The sequence below is a fragment of the Pseudomonas sp. HR96 genome (assembly GCF_034059295.1).
Taxonomy (GTDB): Bacteria; Pseudomonadota; Gammaproteobacteria; order Pseudomonadales; family Pseudomonadaceae; genus Aquipseudomonas.
The window spans coordinates 961138-974617 of record NZ_CP139141.1 but is presented as its reverse complement, the minus strand read 5'-3'; the positions used below and the strand labels follow the sequence as shown (position 1 = coordinate 974617).

Annotated in this window: 13 protein-coding genes; 4 read left to right on the top strand and 9 right to left on the bottom strand. The window is 65.3% G+C overall.

The annotated features are described in order from the left end of the window. Positions 1–3: 3 nt before the first annotated feature. The 7 genes from SFA35_RS04570 to SFA35_RS04540 all read right to left on the bottom strand — a co-directional run bounded on the left by SFA35_RS04570 (position 4) and on the right by SFA35_RS04540 (position 7543). Entirely contained in the window at positions 4–1068 is a 1065-nt protein-coding gene (locus SFA35_RS04570; protein ID WP_320575659.1) for a branched-chain amino acid ABC transporter permease, read from the bottom strand. A gap of 4 nt (positions 1069–1072) precedes the next feature. Beyond that, on the bottom strand, positions 1073–1954 hold the full coding sequence (locus SFA35_RS04565) for a branched-chain amino acid ABC transporter permease (protein ID WP_320575657.1): 882 nt from the start codon (positions 1952–1954) through the stop codon (positions 1073–1075). Continuing rightward, positions 1951–2775 (bottom strand): ABC transporter ATP-binding protein, encoded by an 825-nt coding sequence (locus SFA35_RS04560; protein ID WP_320575655.1) that lies wholly within the window; start codon positions 2773–2775, stop codon positions 1951–1953. The genes SFA35_RS04565 and SFA35_RS04560 overlap by 4 nt, the downstream gene beginning before the upstream one ends. Continuing rightward, positions 2772–3740, bottom strand: a complete 969-nt coding sequence (locus SFA35_RS04555) for an AMP-binding protein (RefSeq protein ID WP_320575653.1) — start codon at positions 3738–3740, stop codon at positions 2772–2774. The genes SFA35_RS04560 and SFA35_RS04555 overlap by 4 nt, the downstream gene beginning before the upstream one ends. Continuing rightward, entirely contained in the window at positions 3737–5140 is a 1404-nt protein-coding gene (locus SFA35_RS04550) for an LLM class flavin-dependent oxidoreductase (RefSeq protein ID WP_320575651.1), read from the bottom strand. Before SFA35_RS04550 ends, SFA35_RS04555 begins: the two co-directional genes overlap by 4 nt. 197 nt (positions 5141–5337) lie before the next feature. Continuing rightward, complete coding sequence (locus SFA35_RS04545; protein WP_320575649.1) at positions 5338–6120, bottom strand: SDR family oxidoreductase; 783 nt, start codon at positions 6118–6120, stop codon at positions 5338–5340. A 112-nt stretch (positions 6121–6232) separates the two neighbouring features. Beyond that, positions 6233–7543, bottom strand: a complete 1311-nt coding sequence (locus SFA35_RS04540) for a Fic family protein (RefSeq protein ID WP_320575647.1) — start codon at positions 7541–7543, stop codon at positions 6233–6235. Between the two features lie 482 nt (positions 7544–8025). On the opposite strand from SFA35_RS04540, the gene SFA35_RS04535 reads away from it, so the two are divergent. The 4 genes from SFA35_RS04535 to SFA35_RS04520 all read left to right on the top strand — a co-directional run bounded on the left by SFA35_RS04535 (position 8026) and on the right by SFA35_RS04520 (position 11902). After that, positions 8026–9384: a carbohydrate porin gene (locus SFA35_RS04535; protein WP_414058526.1), complete on the top strand. Its 1359-nt coding sequence runs from the start codon at positions 8026–8028 to the stop codon at positions 9382–9384. 148 nt (positions 9385–9532) lie between these two features. Then, complete coding sequence (locus SFA35_RS04530; RefSeq protein ID WP_320575643.1) at positions 9533–10009, top strand: WbuC family cupin fold metalloprotein; 477 nt, start codon at positions 9533–9535, stop codon at positions 10007–10009. A 73-nt stretch (positions 10010–10082) separates the two neighbouring features. Continuing rightward, positions 10083–10853, top strand: coding sequence for an SDR family NAD(P)-dependent oxidoreductase (locus SFA35_RS04525; protein WP_320575641.1), 771 nt, complete (start codon positions 10083–10085; stop codon positions 10851–10853). A gap of 17 nt (positions 10854–10870) precedes the next feature. Then, the gene (locus SFA35_RS04520) at positions 10871–11902 is read left to right on the top strand and encodes an NADP-dependent oxidoreductase (RefSeq protein WP_320575639.1); all 1032 of its coding nucleotides are present in this window, start codon (positions 10871–10873) and stop codon (positions 11900–11902) included. A gap of 68 nt (positions 11903–11970) precedes the next feature. Here SFA35_RS04520 and SFA35_RS04515 read toward each other — a convergent pair whose 3' ends face one another. Both SFA35_RS04515 and SFA35_RS04510 read right to left on the bottom strand, forming a co-directional pair. Beyond that, the gene (locus SFA35_RS04515; RefSeq protein ID WP_320575637.1) at positions 11971–12123 is read right to left on the bottom strand and encodes a hypothetical protein; all 153 of its coding nucleotides are present in this window, start codon (positions 12121–12123) and stop codon (positions 11971–11973) included. Positions 12124–12180: 57 nt separating this feature from the next. Then, complete coding sequence (locus SFA35_RS04510) at positions 12181–13395, bottom strand: MFS transporter (protein ID WP_320575635.1); 1215 nt, start codon at positions 13393–13395, stop codon at positions 12181–12183. Positions 13396–13480 lie beyond the last annotated feature (85 nt).

Here is a 13480-nt window from a genome sequence, read left to right as displayed (position 1 = left end):
AGGCTAGAAGCGCAGGGGCCAGGCCTTGAGGCGCTCCTTGAGGTTGCCGAGCAGCCGCACCAGGCCCTCGGGCTCCTTGATCAGGAAGCCGATGATCAGCGCGCCGAAAATGATCTTCTGCAGGTTCTGCAATTGCCCGGCGTCGACATTGCCGGCAAACAGCCATTGGCCGACGTGATTGAGCAGGATCGGCAGCAGGCTGATGAAGGCGGCGCCGATGAAGTTGCCGGCGATGCTGCCCATGCCGCCGATAATGATGATGAACAGGATCTGGAACGAGCGGTTGATATCAAAGCTGCTGGCACTGGCCGTGCCCAGGTAGGCGAAGGCCCACAGCGCCCCGGCCACGCCCAGGTAGAACGAGCTGACGGCGAAGGCCAGGCGTTTGTAACGGTCGACCGGGATGCCGATCACCGCGGCAGCGGTGTCCATGTCGCGGATCGCCATCCAGTTGCGCCCCACCTGGCTGCGCACCAGGTTGACCGCGACCCAGGTCAGCAACGCCACGCAGCTCAAGGTCAGCAGGTAGCGACTGGCCGGCGAATCGAGGTTGTAGCCCAACAGCGCCAGGCGCGGCGCGCTGATGGTGCCGGACGAGGCGTAGTTGTAGAACCAGGGAAACTTGTCGAACACCCACTCCAGGAAGAACTGTGCCGCCAGGGTGGTGACCATCAGGTAGAAGCCCTTGATGCGGTTGCTGGGAATGCCGAACACCAGTCCCACCAGCCCGGCGATCAGCCCGCCGCCGACCAGCGCCAGCGGCAGTGGAATGCCCGGCACCCGCAGCAGCAGGCCGTAGGTGGCGAACGCCCCGACCGCCATGAAGCCGGCCGCGCCGACCGAGGTCTGGCCGGTGTAGCCGGTCAGCAGGTTGAGACCCAGCCCGGCCAGTGACAGCACCAGGAAGGGCGTGAGGATGGCGTTGAGCCAATAGTCGTCGCCCAGCAGCGGCAGCACGACGAAGGCCACCAGCAGCAACAGCCCCAGGGCCAGGGGCCGGTGGCGGCGCACCAGGGTCAGGGGTGCGGCGTCGAAACGTGCGCCCAGGCGCGAAAGGGTAGCGGTCATCGGCTCATACTCGTTCGATAGTGCGGTCGCCGAACAGGCCGGCGGGGCGGATGTAAAGGAAGACCAGGGCCAGGAAATAGGCGAACCAGGTGGTGATGCCACCGCCGATCAACGGCCCGATATAGGCCTCGGCGAGGTTCTCCGAGGCGCCGACGATCAGCCCGCCGACGATGGCTCCGCCAATCGAGGTGAAGCCGCCGATGATGAGTACCGGCAAGGCCTTGAGCACCACCAGGGACAGGGAAAACTGCACCCCTTGACGGGCGCCCCAGAGCAGCCCGGCCACCAGACCGACCACGCCGGCCACGGCCCAGACGATCTGCCAGATACGATTCAGGTTGATGCCCAGCGACAAGGCCGCGCGGGTGTCGTCGGCGACCGCGCGCAGGGCGATGCCGATGCGCGTGTTGTTGAACAGCAGCGCCAGCAGGGTCACCACCACGGCGGCAACCCCGGCGGCGACCAGGTCGAACTGGCTGATCATGATCTGGCCGACGAACAGCGGCACGTCCTCGATGCCCAGGTCCAGCGCTCGCACCTGAGCGCCCATCAAGCCCTGGGCCAGCCCTTCGATGATGAACGACAGCCCCAGGGTGGCCATGAACAGGGTGATCTGCGAGCGATTGACCAGTGGCCGCAATACCAGCCGCTCGATCAGCAAGGCGCCGATGACCATGACCAGCAGGGTCAGCAGCAGCGCCACGGCGAAGGGCAGGCCGTGCTCGTGCAGGCTGACGAAGGTCAGCGCGGCGAACAGCAGCATCGAGCCCTGGGCGAAGTTGAACACGCCACTGGCCTTGTAGATCAGCACGAAGCCGATCGCCACCAGTGAATACATGGTGCCAGCCAGCAGGCCGCCAATCAGTGTTTCGAGAAAGAAATTCATCCGTGCACGGTTCCCAGGTAGGCGGCGATGACGTCGGGGTCGGCCTGCACCTGGGCCGGCGTGCCGTCGCCGACCTTGCGCCCGTAGTCCAGTACCACGACGTGGGAGCACAGACCCATGACCACCTTGATGTCGTGCTCGATGAGAATGACGGTGGTGCCCAGGTCGCGATTGATGTCGGCGATGAAGCGGCTCATCTCCTGTTTCTCTTCGGCGTTCATGCCGGCCATGGGCTCGTCGAGCAACAACAGGCGCGGCTGGGCAATCAGCGCGCGGCCCAGCTCCACGCGCTTCTGCAGGCCGTAGGCAAGGCTGCCGACGGCCACGTCGCGCCAGGGCTGCAGCTCGAGAAACTGCAGCACCTGTTCGGCCTGGCGCGCAAACGCCTGGGCTTCGCGGCGCGCCCGTGGCAGCCCGAGTGCCTGTTCAAGAAAGAAACTGCGCTGGAACCGCGACAGCCCGGTGAGCAGGTTGTCGAGCACGCTCATCTTCTTGAACAGCGCATTGTTCTGGAAGGTCCGGCCGATACCGCGCCGGGCCGCTTCCAGCGGGTGGGGCCGGCTGAACGGCTCGGCGGCGAACAGCAGCTGCCCGGCATCGGCGCGGTACACGCCATTGAGAATGTTCAGCAGCGAGCTCTTGCCGGCGCCGTTGGGGCCGATCAGCGCGCAGATCTCCCCCTGGGCCACGGCGAAGGACAGGTCATTGATCGCCTTCACCCCCTTGAACGACAGCGAGACACTGCGCACCTCAAGCAGGGGCCGTACCTCGAGCAGAGGGCGCCCCTCAAGCAGAGGCTGCACTTCGAGCAGGGCACTCATGCCGCACGCTCGACGACCGGGTGCAGCCAGGAGGCCGGGGCCGTCGCCCGCAGCGGCAGGCGCGACGGCGCCGGGCTGTCGATCTCGGTCAGGCGCGAAAAGCCCAGCAGGCCGCGTACGCGCTGATGCAGCCAACGGCGCAGGCCATGGCGCGGGTTTCGCAGGGTCCAGTCGCAGAGGCGTCGACGCCAGCTGCCCAGCGGGGCCAGACGCGCCTCGATCTCGTCGGCGAGGGCCTGGACCCGTTCGCTGGAAAGCAGCAGCGCCGCCGGCCTGATGTCGCGTCGGTCGCGGCTGGCCGACTCGCTGGTTTCCGGAAAGGCAAAGCCCTCACCGCGATCCAGCCAGCGCTGCAGCAGGTGGCTCAAACCTTCGGGCCACTCGGTGCCCTGCTCGACCCAGACCGCCGGGTCGGCGTGCGCATGGCGCCAGGCCAGGGTGCCCGGCGCATTGTCGGCGGCGCCGAACAAGGTCGCCAGCGGCAGCACATGCCAATCGCCATCAATGGCGGCGCTGGCATCCGGGCAGTACAGGCGCAGCGGCGCCGGCAACTGCGGGCTGGCCTGACGCCATTGCGAGACCTCCTCCCGGCGCTGGACGTAGGCGTAGCCAGCCTGCGCTTGCAGCAGCTGCTCACGCAGGGCGTCGCCACGGCTGTGCCGGCTGATCGGGCGGACCTGCCCGCCGAGGCTATGGGCGGCCAGCACCACTATCAACAGTGACGGTTCGAAGGCGCCGCATACCGCCAGCCGTGATCCCTCGGCGAAACCCTGGGCGCGCAGCCCGGCGGCACCGCGTTCGACTTGCGCCACCACGTCACTCCAGCGCCAGGCTTGCCACGCGCCCTGGCGGCGGTGGCGCAAGGCGAGCTGCTGCGGACGCTCGGCGGCCCAGCGGCGCAACGCGAGTAGCGCTGCAGCGGGCACCACGGCCAGAGGCGGCCGATCATGTTCGTGAACGCTCATGCCGTCACCCCCGCCTTGTCGACCTTGGCCGCCCGATGCAGGTCGCGGTACTCGGCGCCGGGATGGGGCGCGGCCAGGCGCGGGCCGTCGCCGAACAGCTTGTCGCGCAGGGTCCCGGGGGCATATTCGGTCTTGAACACGCCGCGCTTCTGCAGCTCGGGTATCAGCAGCTCGACCACGTCGCGGAAGGTGTCGTGGGCCAGCGCGTAGGCGAAGTTGAAGCCGTCGACGTCGGTCTCTTCGACCCACGACTGCAACTCGTCGGCCACTGTCTCGGCGCTGCCCACGAGTAGCGGGCCAAACCCACCGATGCCGACCCAGTCGGCCAGTTCCTTGACCGTCCACTGCTTGTTCGGGTCGGCCGTAGAGAAGGTTTCCACCGCCGACTGAATGGCATTGGTGTGAATGTGCTTGAGCACCTGGTCGGGCTCATACTGGCCGAAATCGATGCCGGTCCAACCGGAGATCAGCGCCAGCGCCCCCTCATAGCTGCTGTAGGACTTGAGCTCGCGCCACTTGGCCTGGGCCTTGGCGTCGGTCTCGTCGACGATCACCGTCTGCAGGTTGAAGATCAGCACCTTGCGCGGATCGCGCCCCGCTTCGGCCGCCCGCCGACGAATGTCCGCCACGGTTTTTTTCAGCAGCACCTTGGACGGCACGGCCACGAAGACGCACTCGGCGTGCCCGGCGGCGAAGGCCTTGCCGCGGTTCGACGCGCCGGCCTGGTACAGCACCGGGGTACGCTGTGGCGACGGCTCGCAGAGGTGGATGCCGGGCACCTGGAAGTGTTTGCCATGGTGGCCAATCGCGTGAATCCTGCTCGGGTCGCTGAACACCCGGCGCTCGCGATCGCGCAGCACCGCACCCTCCTCCCAGCTGCCTTCGAACAGCTTGTAGAGCACTTCGAGGTACTCCTCGGCGTAGTCGTAGCGGGCATCGTGATCGCTCAGGGCTTTTTGCCCGAGGTTGCGTGCGCCGCTGTCCAGGTAGGAGGTGACGATGTTCCAGCCGACCCGGCCCTTGGTCAGGTGGTCCAGGGTGGACAGCCGGCGGGCGAAAGGATAGGGATGCTCGAAGCTCAGCGAAGCGGTGAGGCCGAAGCCCAGGTGCTCGGTCACCAGCGCCATCGGCGTGATCAGCGCCAGCGGGTCGTTGACCGGCACCTGTGTGGCCTGGCGAATCGCGGCATCGCCGTTGCCGTCGAGCACGTCATAGATGCCGATGACGTCGGCGATGAAAATCCCGTCGAACTTGCCACGCTCCAGCAGCCTGGCCAGGTCGGTCCAGTACTCCAGGTCCTTGTACTGCCAGGAGCGATCCCGCGGGTGCGCCCAAAGTCCGGGCGATTGGTGGCCGACACAGTTCATCTCGAAGGCGTTCAGGCGAATTTCACGTGGCACGGGTCGACTCCAGTTCAAAGGCTGTGCAGCGCGGGGCGCGTGCTCTGCAAGACTGTGAAACACGATTCGTGCCAGATATATTTTCTTTCTAAATCAATAGGTTATTGACGCCATCGGGATGGAGCCCGTGCATGACGCCAGGCACAGTGCTGATCTGCTGTTGGTGACGCGACAGCTGTGTTCACGCCTGTGCGGGGCTAGATGCCGGCCCTGTAGGTCAGCCGCGCCAGCCATCGGCGGGAGAACAAGCGGCTGGCGAAGGTCACCAGCCGATTCAGCGCACCGGCCACCACCGAGGACTTGCCGGCGAACAGCGCCGCCAGGCCAATGTCCACCACGGGACGCGGCGCCATCATCATGCGTTTCATCATGGCATTGGGCTGGCTGCCGGCAGCGCTGAAGAACTCGGTATCGGTGATCCCGGGCGAGAGCACGCTGACCACCACGCCATGGCGCGCCAGTTCAATGTGCAGGGCCTCGCCGAACGACAGCACGTAGGCCTTGCTGGCGGCATAGGCAGCGTAGGACGGGTACGGCTGGAAAGCGACGATGCTGGCCACCAGCAGGATATGCCCGCGGCCACGGCCCTGCATCGGGGTGGCGAATTGCTGGGTCAATTCGGTCAGCGCGAGCACATTGAGGTTGAGCAGGTCGCGGGTGTTCTGCGCCGGCTGGTCAAGGAAATCGCCAATCACGCCCATGCCGGCGTTGTTGATCAGCACGTCGATCTGCACCCCCGAGTCGTCGAGTGCAGCCTTGAGTTCGGCCGCCGCGCCAGGCGCCGAGAGGTCTGCAGGCTGCACCCTCACCCGCACTGCATGGCGCGCCTCGATCTCCCGGGCCAACGTCTGCATCGGATCGCTTCGGCGCGCCACCAGCACCAGGTCGGCACCCTGCTCGGCCAAGGCCCAGGCAAAGTGCTGGCCAAGCCCACTGGACGCACCGGTGACCAGCGCCCACTGACCTTTGAGTGACGGCATGACGACCTTCCTGCGCGATGGATGAGGGACGCACGATGAGCGGATCGCCGGGGCTTGTAAAGCCAGAGGCTGCAGACAATGCAATACGGACGTGATGCAGCTCGTACAGCGCCTAGCGAGGCCTGCCGGCGGCCGTCCATTGCTCGACCTGGCTGAAGGCCAGGCGATAGCGCGCGCAGTTGTGCAGCCCAAGCACCCGCAACTCTGCCTCCAGCAGGGGCACGAACTGGCTGGCCCTCGTAGCGTCCAGCCGCAACGCCGCGACCGCCTGCTCCAGGGTCAGCGCGTCCCGCACGATAGCGCCAATCGCCTCGTTGAGCGCTTCACGAAACTGCAGCCGCAATGGGTCTGGCTGACCCATGGCTTCGAGCAGCACCGCGTACCGGTCGATCGAGCGCCCGTAGACCCAGGCGAACAGGTCGGCCGCCAGTGACACATCGCCAAACTCGTATACGGCCAGCATGGCGCAGGCGTAGTCGCCCGGGTCGACATCCATGAACGACAGCGGCGCGCTGTTGTAAAGCATCAATGGAATGTTCGCCGCCATTCGACTGGTGCGCTTGTTGCCATCTTCGAAAGGCTGCAGGTAAGCCAGGTGAACCCAAAGAAAGCATGCCGACTCCACGGGGTTCTTGATCTGCCTCGCCTTGGTCAGGATCGACTCGAGCATTTCCCCGAGCAGCAAGGGAACCTGGCAGGGGACATAAGTGGTGTCGCTGATGTTCACCACCTTTTGCCGAATGCTGCCCAGCCCGTCACTGTCCGCCAAAAGATCCTGCATCAGCAGCGCGTGCAGATTGCACACCAAGGGTCTGGTCAGACCGTAGCGGGGAGCCGCGTCGACGAGAAATTCGATGGCAGCCTTGTGGTTGAGCAACATCACGGCGTCCAGGTCATGGCTGAGGGCGCCGTGCTTGAACAGCTCTTCGGTGGCAAGCAGCGAGTAGCGATTGCCTTCGAGCCGCGACGACGACCACGAGAGATCCACCAGCATGGGTTCGAGCACCTTGCGCGCATAGGTGCCGGCGGGTTGCTGCCCACGCATCCGGCCTTGTTCCGCCAACTGCCGCGCAACGTGAGGCGGTAACAGCGAACTTTGATTGGGCACATAATCGTCCACCAGCGCGCGCTGGTAGGTGACCGGAGTACGCATTGCCAGCGGCTGTTGCAGCCGTTCGAGCAATGGCCGGCGTGTTTCGCTCCAGAGGGTTGCGCCCGCAGGAGGTTCACGGACCTCGAATTGATTCGCGCTGTGAGCCATGCTGTAGCGCAGTGTCTGGCTGGCAGGGTCTGGCAAACGGTAGCGTGTGGCCCGCGCCTGCCCCTCGCGCTGCACCTGGCCCATGGCGACAAGCACCTCAAGCTGCCGCTTGACGGTGGCCAGGCTCGCACCGACCGCCAGCGACAGCTGAGTCGAGCTCATTGGCGCCCCCTCGCCCCCGTTACTAGAGAGGGCTGCGCGGATTTTATCCCGAACTGACATGTGCATGACTCCAACCTGAATCGGCTCACTATAGCGCAATCGGCTCATTATCGGCCCGAGAACAGCTCACGAATGTGAGCCGATTTATTTCAGCTGCCGGTAGGCGCTTACCTGATTCACCCCCATCCGTTTGCTGGATAGTGATTATTGTAAAAAGCAATAACGCCATCTCGCCGGCCTCGCCTTATCCTTGCGCGCCCGCTCTATTACGCGGGTCTGAAGATATTTTCATTATCCGTGCGGGACTATTGCCGGAACAATGAACGCCCTTTGCAAGCCGGCCGCGCGTAGGCGCGATGCCCCCGTTCCTGCACCGGTCGTGGCCGGCTTGCCCGGACCTACTACATAAAGCTCGGCGACCGTCCTGGTCCGCCGACCGATAACATCGATGGAGCCTTGTCATGCCACGTCTCTTGCCAGTCATGTCGGCGTCTGCCGCACCGAAAGCGGCGCGCCAGCGCCAGGCCGTAACCTTGCTGATTTCCCTCTGTGCTGCGGGCGCGGCGATCCACGCTCAGGCCGACGACGCCTTCGCCGCCAACTCGAAATACATGACCGGCGATTGGGGCGGCCTGCGCACTCAACTGTTCAACGAGGGTGTGGATATCCAGCTGGGCTACGTCGGCGAATCCGCCAGCAGCCTGCACGGCGGCTACCAGAAACAAGATCGCGCCACCCGCTACGCCGACCAGTTCAGCGTGGGGGCCAACCTTGATCTGCAAAAGCTGCTGGGCTGGAACGACTCGGCCGCCAGCCTGGTGATCAGCAACCGCAACGGTGACAACCTCAACGACAAGCTCAGCGACCCCCGCGCCTCTGGCATGAGCTCAACCATGGAAATCCAGGGCCGTGGCAGCGTCAGCCGCCTGAGCGAACTGTGGGTCAGCAAGGGCTGGTTCGACGACGCGCTGAACATCAAGTTTGGCCGCCAGGCGGTCAGCGACGATTTCGCCGTCGAGGACTGCTCGTTCCAATCGCTGGCGTTCTGCGGCTCGCAGCCAGGCAACTACGTGGACAGCATCTACAACGGCCCGATCAGCCAGTGGGCACTGCGCGTACGCTACCGCTTGAGCAGCGAAGTCTATGCGCAGATCGGCGCGTTCAACATCAACCCATCGGACCTGGAAAACGACAACGGCTTCAAGCTCAACGGTGCGGGCACCACGGGCACCCTGGTCCCGGTCGAGCTGGTGTGGGCACCGACGGTGAACAAGCTGCCGGGCGAATACCGCCTGGGCTACTACCACAGCACCGCCAACGGCACCGACGTCTACCGCGACAGCAACGGTCAGCCGGCGGCGTTGAGCGGCAACGACTACCGCAGCGACGGTAGCCGCCACGGTGCCTGGATCATCGCCAAACAGCAGTTGACCTCGGTCAATGGCGATGTCGCCCGCGGCCTGAGCGTGACCGCCAGCGCCACCTTCCAGGACCGCCAGACCACGCCGGTGGACAGCTACCAGAAGGTCGAGCTGGTCTACAAAGGCCCGTTCGATGCCCGTCCCGCCGACAGCCTGGGCTTTGGCGTTGCCCGTTTGCACGCCAGCTCCGAGTTCCTGCGCAACGCGCGCACGGCCAACGAGGCCAGCGGCCTGGGCTACGACGATGCCGGCTACGTGCCCGAGCAGCATTCGGAAATCGCCACCGAGCTGAACTACGCCGTGCAGGCGACCAAATGGCTGCAGATCATGCCCAACCTGCAATACATCAAGAACCCGGACGGCGTGCGCGAAGTGGACGACGCGCTGGTGTTCGGCATGCAGGTGACTTCCCAGTTCTGATCGGCAACGGCATAAGGCTCGCGGGCTGCGCGCCCTCCCCCGGCACCCGCAAACGGGAGGAGCGCATCCGGCGTGGGCTGATACCGTTCAGCTCTTTTTGACATGTGCTGGGCCATAATGGCTGTTTCACCCAATGTGACCCGCCTTCATGAAACAGATCACCCGCGACACCCTCGGCACCCTGGCGACCCAGGCGCAGATGTCCCCGCGCCAGCGCGCCAACCTCAATCTGCACGAAGAGCTCAGCGACCCGATCCAGCGTCTGGCCATCGCCATGGAGCCCGGTACCTACATTCGCGCGCAATATCACGCGCACACCTGGGAGCTGCTCTATGCCCTGGCCGGGCGTTTCCTGGTGCTCAATTTCGATGATCAGGGCGTGGTCACCCAGCGCCTGGTACTAGGCCCGGATTGCCCCATCGTCGAGATTCCGTCCCACCGCTGGCACGCGGTGCTCTCGCTGGACGTCGGCGGGGTCATCTTCGAGGTCAAGCATGGCCCCTACCTGCCAATCCCTGAGGGCAACTACGCGACCTGGGCGCCGGCCGAGAATACCCCAGGTGTGGCCGACCTGATGGCCTGGTATGCCGTGGCACAAATCGGCGACCGCTACAGCCCCGCCTGAGCGGACCCTTGACGCCTTTGAATGATGGGCATAATGTAAATACATTACACCCATCATTCAAAGAGGCTCGACCATGAATCTGCAAGGCAAGAACGTACTGATCACCGGTGGCAACAGCGGCATCGGCCTGGCCACCGCGCGGTTGATGCTCGCCCATGGCGCCCGAGTGGCGATCACCGGGCGTGACCCGAGCAAGCTGGAGGTGGCGGCGGCCGAACTGGGCAACGGTGTGCTGGCGCTGCAGGCCGACCTGACCCTTGCCGGTGATGTACAAGCCTTGAGCGAGCGCCTGGGCAGCGAATTCGGCCAGCTCGACGTGGTCTTCGCCAATGCCGGCATCGGCGGCTCGACACCGCTGGGCAGCACCACCCTGGAGGCGTTCGAGCTGATCCTGCGCACCAACCTGACCTCGGTGTTCTTCACGCTCCAGGCAGTGCTGCCGCTCATGGCGGACGGCGGCGCGATCGTCTTCAACGGTTCGGTGATGCGCGAGCTGGGTTCGCCCGGCTCCAGCGCCTACTCGGCAACCAAGGCCGGGATCAGCGGCATGGCCAAAGTCTTCGCTGCGGAACTGGCGCCCCGCGGCATCCGCGTCAACACCGTGATCCCGGGGGCCACGCGCACGCCGATCTGGACCCGCGGCGACCGCAGCGGCAGCACCCTGGACGGTACCGAGGCGTTCCTCGCGCCGCATATCCCGCTGGGCCGCCTGGCCGAACCGGAAGAAACCGCCAACGCGGTGCTTTTCCTGGCCACCGCTGCGGGAATTACCGGCGCTGAAGTTGTCGTAGATGGAGGAGCGACCGGTGCACCTTATGGCGCACCGATCTTTCGCCAGCCTTGATCAACCGAGGAATCAGTATGTCCAGTTCCACCCAAGCCCAGCGTATCGTGCTGGCCGCCCGCCCCCAGGGTGAGCCGACCGCCACGGACTTTCGCCTTGAAACCGTGCAACTGCCAGCGCCCGCCGCCGGCCAGCTGCTGCTCAAGACGCTCTACCTGTCCCTGGACCCCTACATGCGTGGGCGCATGAACGACGCCAAGTCCTACATGCCCCCCGTGGGCCTGGGCCAGACCATGGTCGGCGAGGTGGTGGCCGAGGTGGTCGAGTCGCAGCTGGCCGGTTATGCGGCTGGCGACCTGGTGCTGGCGCACAGCGGCTGGGTCAGCCATGCGCTGTCCGACGGCCAGGGCGTACGCAAGATCGATCCCGACACCGCGCCCATCGAGACCCGCCTGGGCGTGCTGGGCATGCCCGGCTTCACCGCCTATGCCGGCCTGCGCGAAATCGGCAAGCCGCGTGCCGGTGAAACCGTTGTAGTCGCCGCTGCCAGCGGGCCGGTCGGCTCGCTGGTCGGGCAGCTGGCGCAGCGCTCGGGCGCCCGCGCCGTGGGCATCGCCGGCGGCACCCGCAAGTGCGCCTACGTCAAGGACGTGCTGGGCTTCGACGTAGTCATCGACCACCACGCCGAGGACTTCGCCGACCAACTGGCCACCGCCTGCCCGGACGGCATCGACGTGTACTTCGAGAACGTCGGCGGGCCGATCTGGCATGCCGTGTTCCCCCTGCTCAACCCCTTCGCCCGGGTGCCGGTGTGCGGCCTGGTGGCGGACTACAACGGCTCGGCAGCGGTCAGCGATGGCCTGTCGGTTGCCGGCCTGATGCGCGGCATCCTCAGCAAGAGCATCACCGTGCGCGGCTTCATCAACTACGACCTGGACTACTGCTTCGGCGACTTCCTCAAGGAAGTCGGGCCGGCCATCAAGCAAGGCGAAATCGAGCATCTGGAAGACATCGTCGACGGCCTGGAGAACGCTCCGGCCACCTTCATGGGCATGCTCAAGGGCAAGAACTTCGGCAAGGTGCTGGTGCGGGTGGGTGAGCGCCGGTAACGCTCAGACGTGAGTCTGCAGCCTCGCATCGAGCAGCGCTTGCAGCATGTTGCCAATGTTCGAGCTCCTCAGATGGCCAGGATGGCGTTGCGCACTTCCTGGACCTCGCGCGGCTGCCCCAGCACCGGCTTGCCGTCGAACACCGCGGTGACCGGTTCGATCGCCGCGACCTGCCTGAGGATTTGCGGCGTGAGCTGAAAAGGCCGCTGGTAGGTCGGCATGACGGTTCTCTCGGGCGGCGGCGATATGGCCGGCTGAGGGCAGCCGGCCGCGAACCCTCAAGCTCGCTTGGTAGACGGCAATAGTACCGTCAACACGCCGAACAACGGCAGGTAGGAACACAGCTTGTACACGTACTCGATGCCGTGGATGTCCGCCAGGTGGCCGAGTAGCGCAGCGCCGATGCCGCCGAAACCGAACATCAAGCCGAAGAACACCCCGGCGATCATGCCGACGTTGCCCGGCACCAGCTCCTGGGCGAACACCACGATGGCCGAGAAGGCCGAGGCCAGGATGAAGCCGATGATGACGCTGAGCACGGTCGTCCAGAACAGGTCGACATAGGGCAGCAGCAGGGTGAACGGCGCCACGCCGAGGATCGAGAACCAGATCACCGCCTTGCGGCCGATGCGGTCGCCGATCGGGCCGCCGAAGAAGGTGCCAGCAGCGACCGCGCCGAGAAACAGGAACAGGTGTAGCTGCGAGCTGGCCACCGACAGGTCGAACTTCTCGATCAGGTAGAAAGTGAAGTAGCTGGTGAAGCTGGCCATGTAGAAGTACTTGCCGAACACCAGCAGCGCCAGTACCACCAGTGCCGCCGTCACCCGGCCTTTGGACAGGCCGTGGGTGGCTTTCTGCCCGCCCTTGAGCTTGAACAGGTTGAGGTGCTCGCGGTACCAGCGGCTGATGCCGTACTGCACGCCGATGGCGAACAGGGCGACCACGCCGAACCAGGCCACATGGCCCTGGCCGAACGGAATGATGATGGCCGCCGCCAGCAGCGGGCCGAACGCCGAGCCGGCGTTGCCGCCCACCTGAAAGGTCGACTGCGCCAGGCCGTAACGGCCTCCGGAAGCCAGCCGCGCAACGCGCGAGGTTTCCGGGTGAAAGGTCGAGGAGCCCACGCCGATCAGCGCCGAGGCCAGCAGAATCATCGGGAAGCTGCCGACCACCGACAGCATCATGATGCCGACCAGGGTGCAGACCATACCCAGCGGCAGCAGCATCGGCTTGGGATGGCGGTCGGTGTAGAAACCGATCCAGGGCTGCAGCAGCGAGGCGGTGACCTGGAAGGTCAGGGTGATCAGGCCGACCTGGGTGAAGCTCAGGCCGTAGTTGGCCTTGAGCATGGGGTAGATCGACGGCAGGACCGACTGGATCAGGTCGTTGATCAAATGCGCCAGGGCGCAGGCGCCGATGATGCGCATCACCAGCGGGCTGGTTTGCGAGGCAGCGGTGGCAGGCGCTTGCGCGCTTGAAGCATTGGTGGCCATGGCACGTTCCGGGCGGCTGTTTTTCTTGGAGGCCGCCACTGTGCCATTTTTGAGCAGCCCAAGGCTATTGTGTGACCAGATATTT

Excerpts from the sequence above, each read along its gene's own strand:
- SFA35_RS04570 (WP_320575659.1), bottom strand. The coding sequence starts at position 1,068 with ATGACCGCTACCCTTTCGCGCCTGGGCGCACGTTTCGACGCCGCACCC.
- SFA35_RS04565 (WP_320575657.1), bottom strand. The coding sequence starts at position 1,954 with ATGAATTTCTTTCTCGAAACACTGATTGGCGGCCTGCTGGCTGGCACC.
- SFA35_RS04560 (WP_320575655.1), bottom strand. The coding sequence starts at position 2,775 with ATGAGTGCCCTGCTCGAAGTGCAGCCTCTGCTTGAGGGGCGCCCTCTG.
- SFA35_RS04555 (WP_320575653.1), bottom strand. The coding sequence starts at position 3,740 with ATGAGCGTTCACGAACATGATCGGCCGCCTCTGGCCGTGGTGCCCGCT.
- SFA35_RS04545 (WP_320575649.1), bottom strand. The coding sequence starts at position 6,120 with ATGCCGTCACTCAAAGGTCAGTGGGCGCTGGTCACCGGTGCGTCCAGT.
- SFA35_RS04540 (WP_320575647.1), bottom strand. The coding sequence starts at position 7,543 with ATGAGCTCGACTCAGCTGTCGCTGGCGGTCGGTGCGAGCCTGGCCACC.
- SFA35_RS04535 (WP_414058526.1), top strand. The coding sequence starts at position 8,026 with ATGTCGGCGTCTGCCGCACCGAAAGCGGCGCGCCAGCGCCAGGCCGTA.
- SFA35_RS04530 (WP_320575643.1), top strand. The coding sequence starts at position 9,533 with ATGAAACAGATCACCCGCGACACCCTCGGCACCCTGGCGACCCAGGCG.
- SFA35_RS04525 (WP_320575641.1), top strand. The coding sequence starts at position 10,083 with ATGAATCTGCAAGGCAAGAACGTACTGATCACCGGTGGCAACAGCGGC.
- SFA35_RS04520 (WP_320575639.1), top strand. The coding sequence starts at position 10,871 with ATGTCCAGTTCCACCCAAGCCCAGCGTATCGTGCTGGCCGCCCGCCCC.
- SFA35_RS04515 (WP_320575637.1), bottom strand. The coding sequence starts at position 12,123 with ATGCCGACCTACCAGCGGCCTTTTCAGCTCACGCCGCAAATCCTCAGG.
- SFA35_RS04510 (WP_320575635.1), bottom strand. The coding sequence starts at position 13,395 with ATGGCCACCAATGCTTCAAGCGCGCAAGCGCCTGCCACCGCTGCCTCG.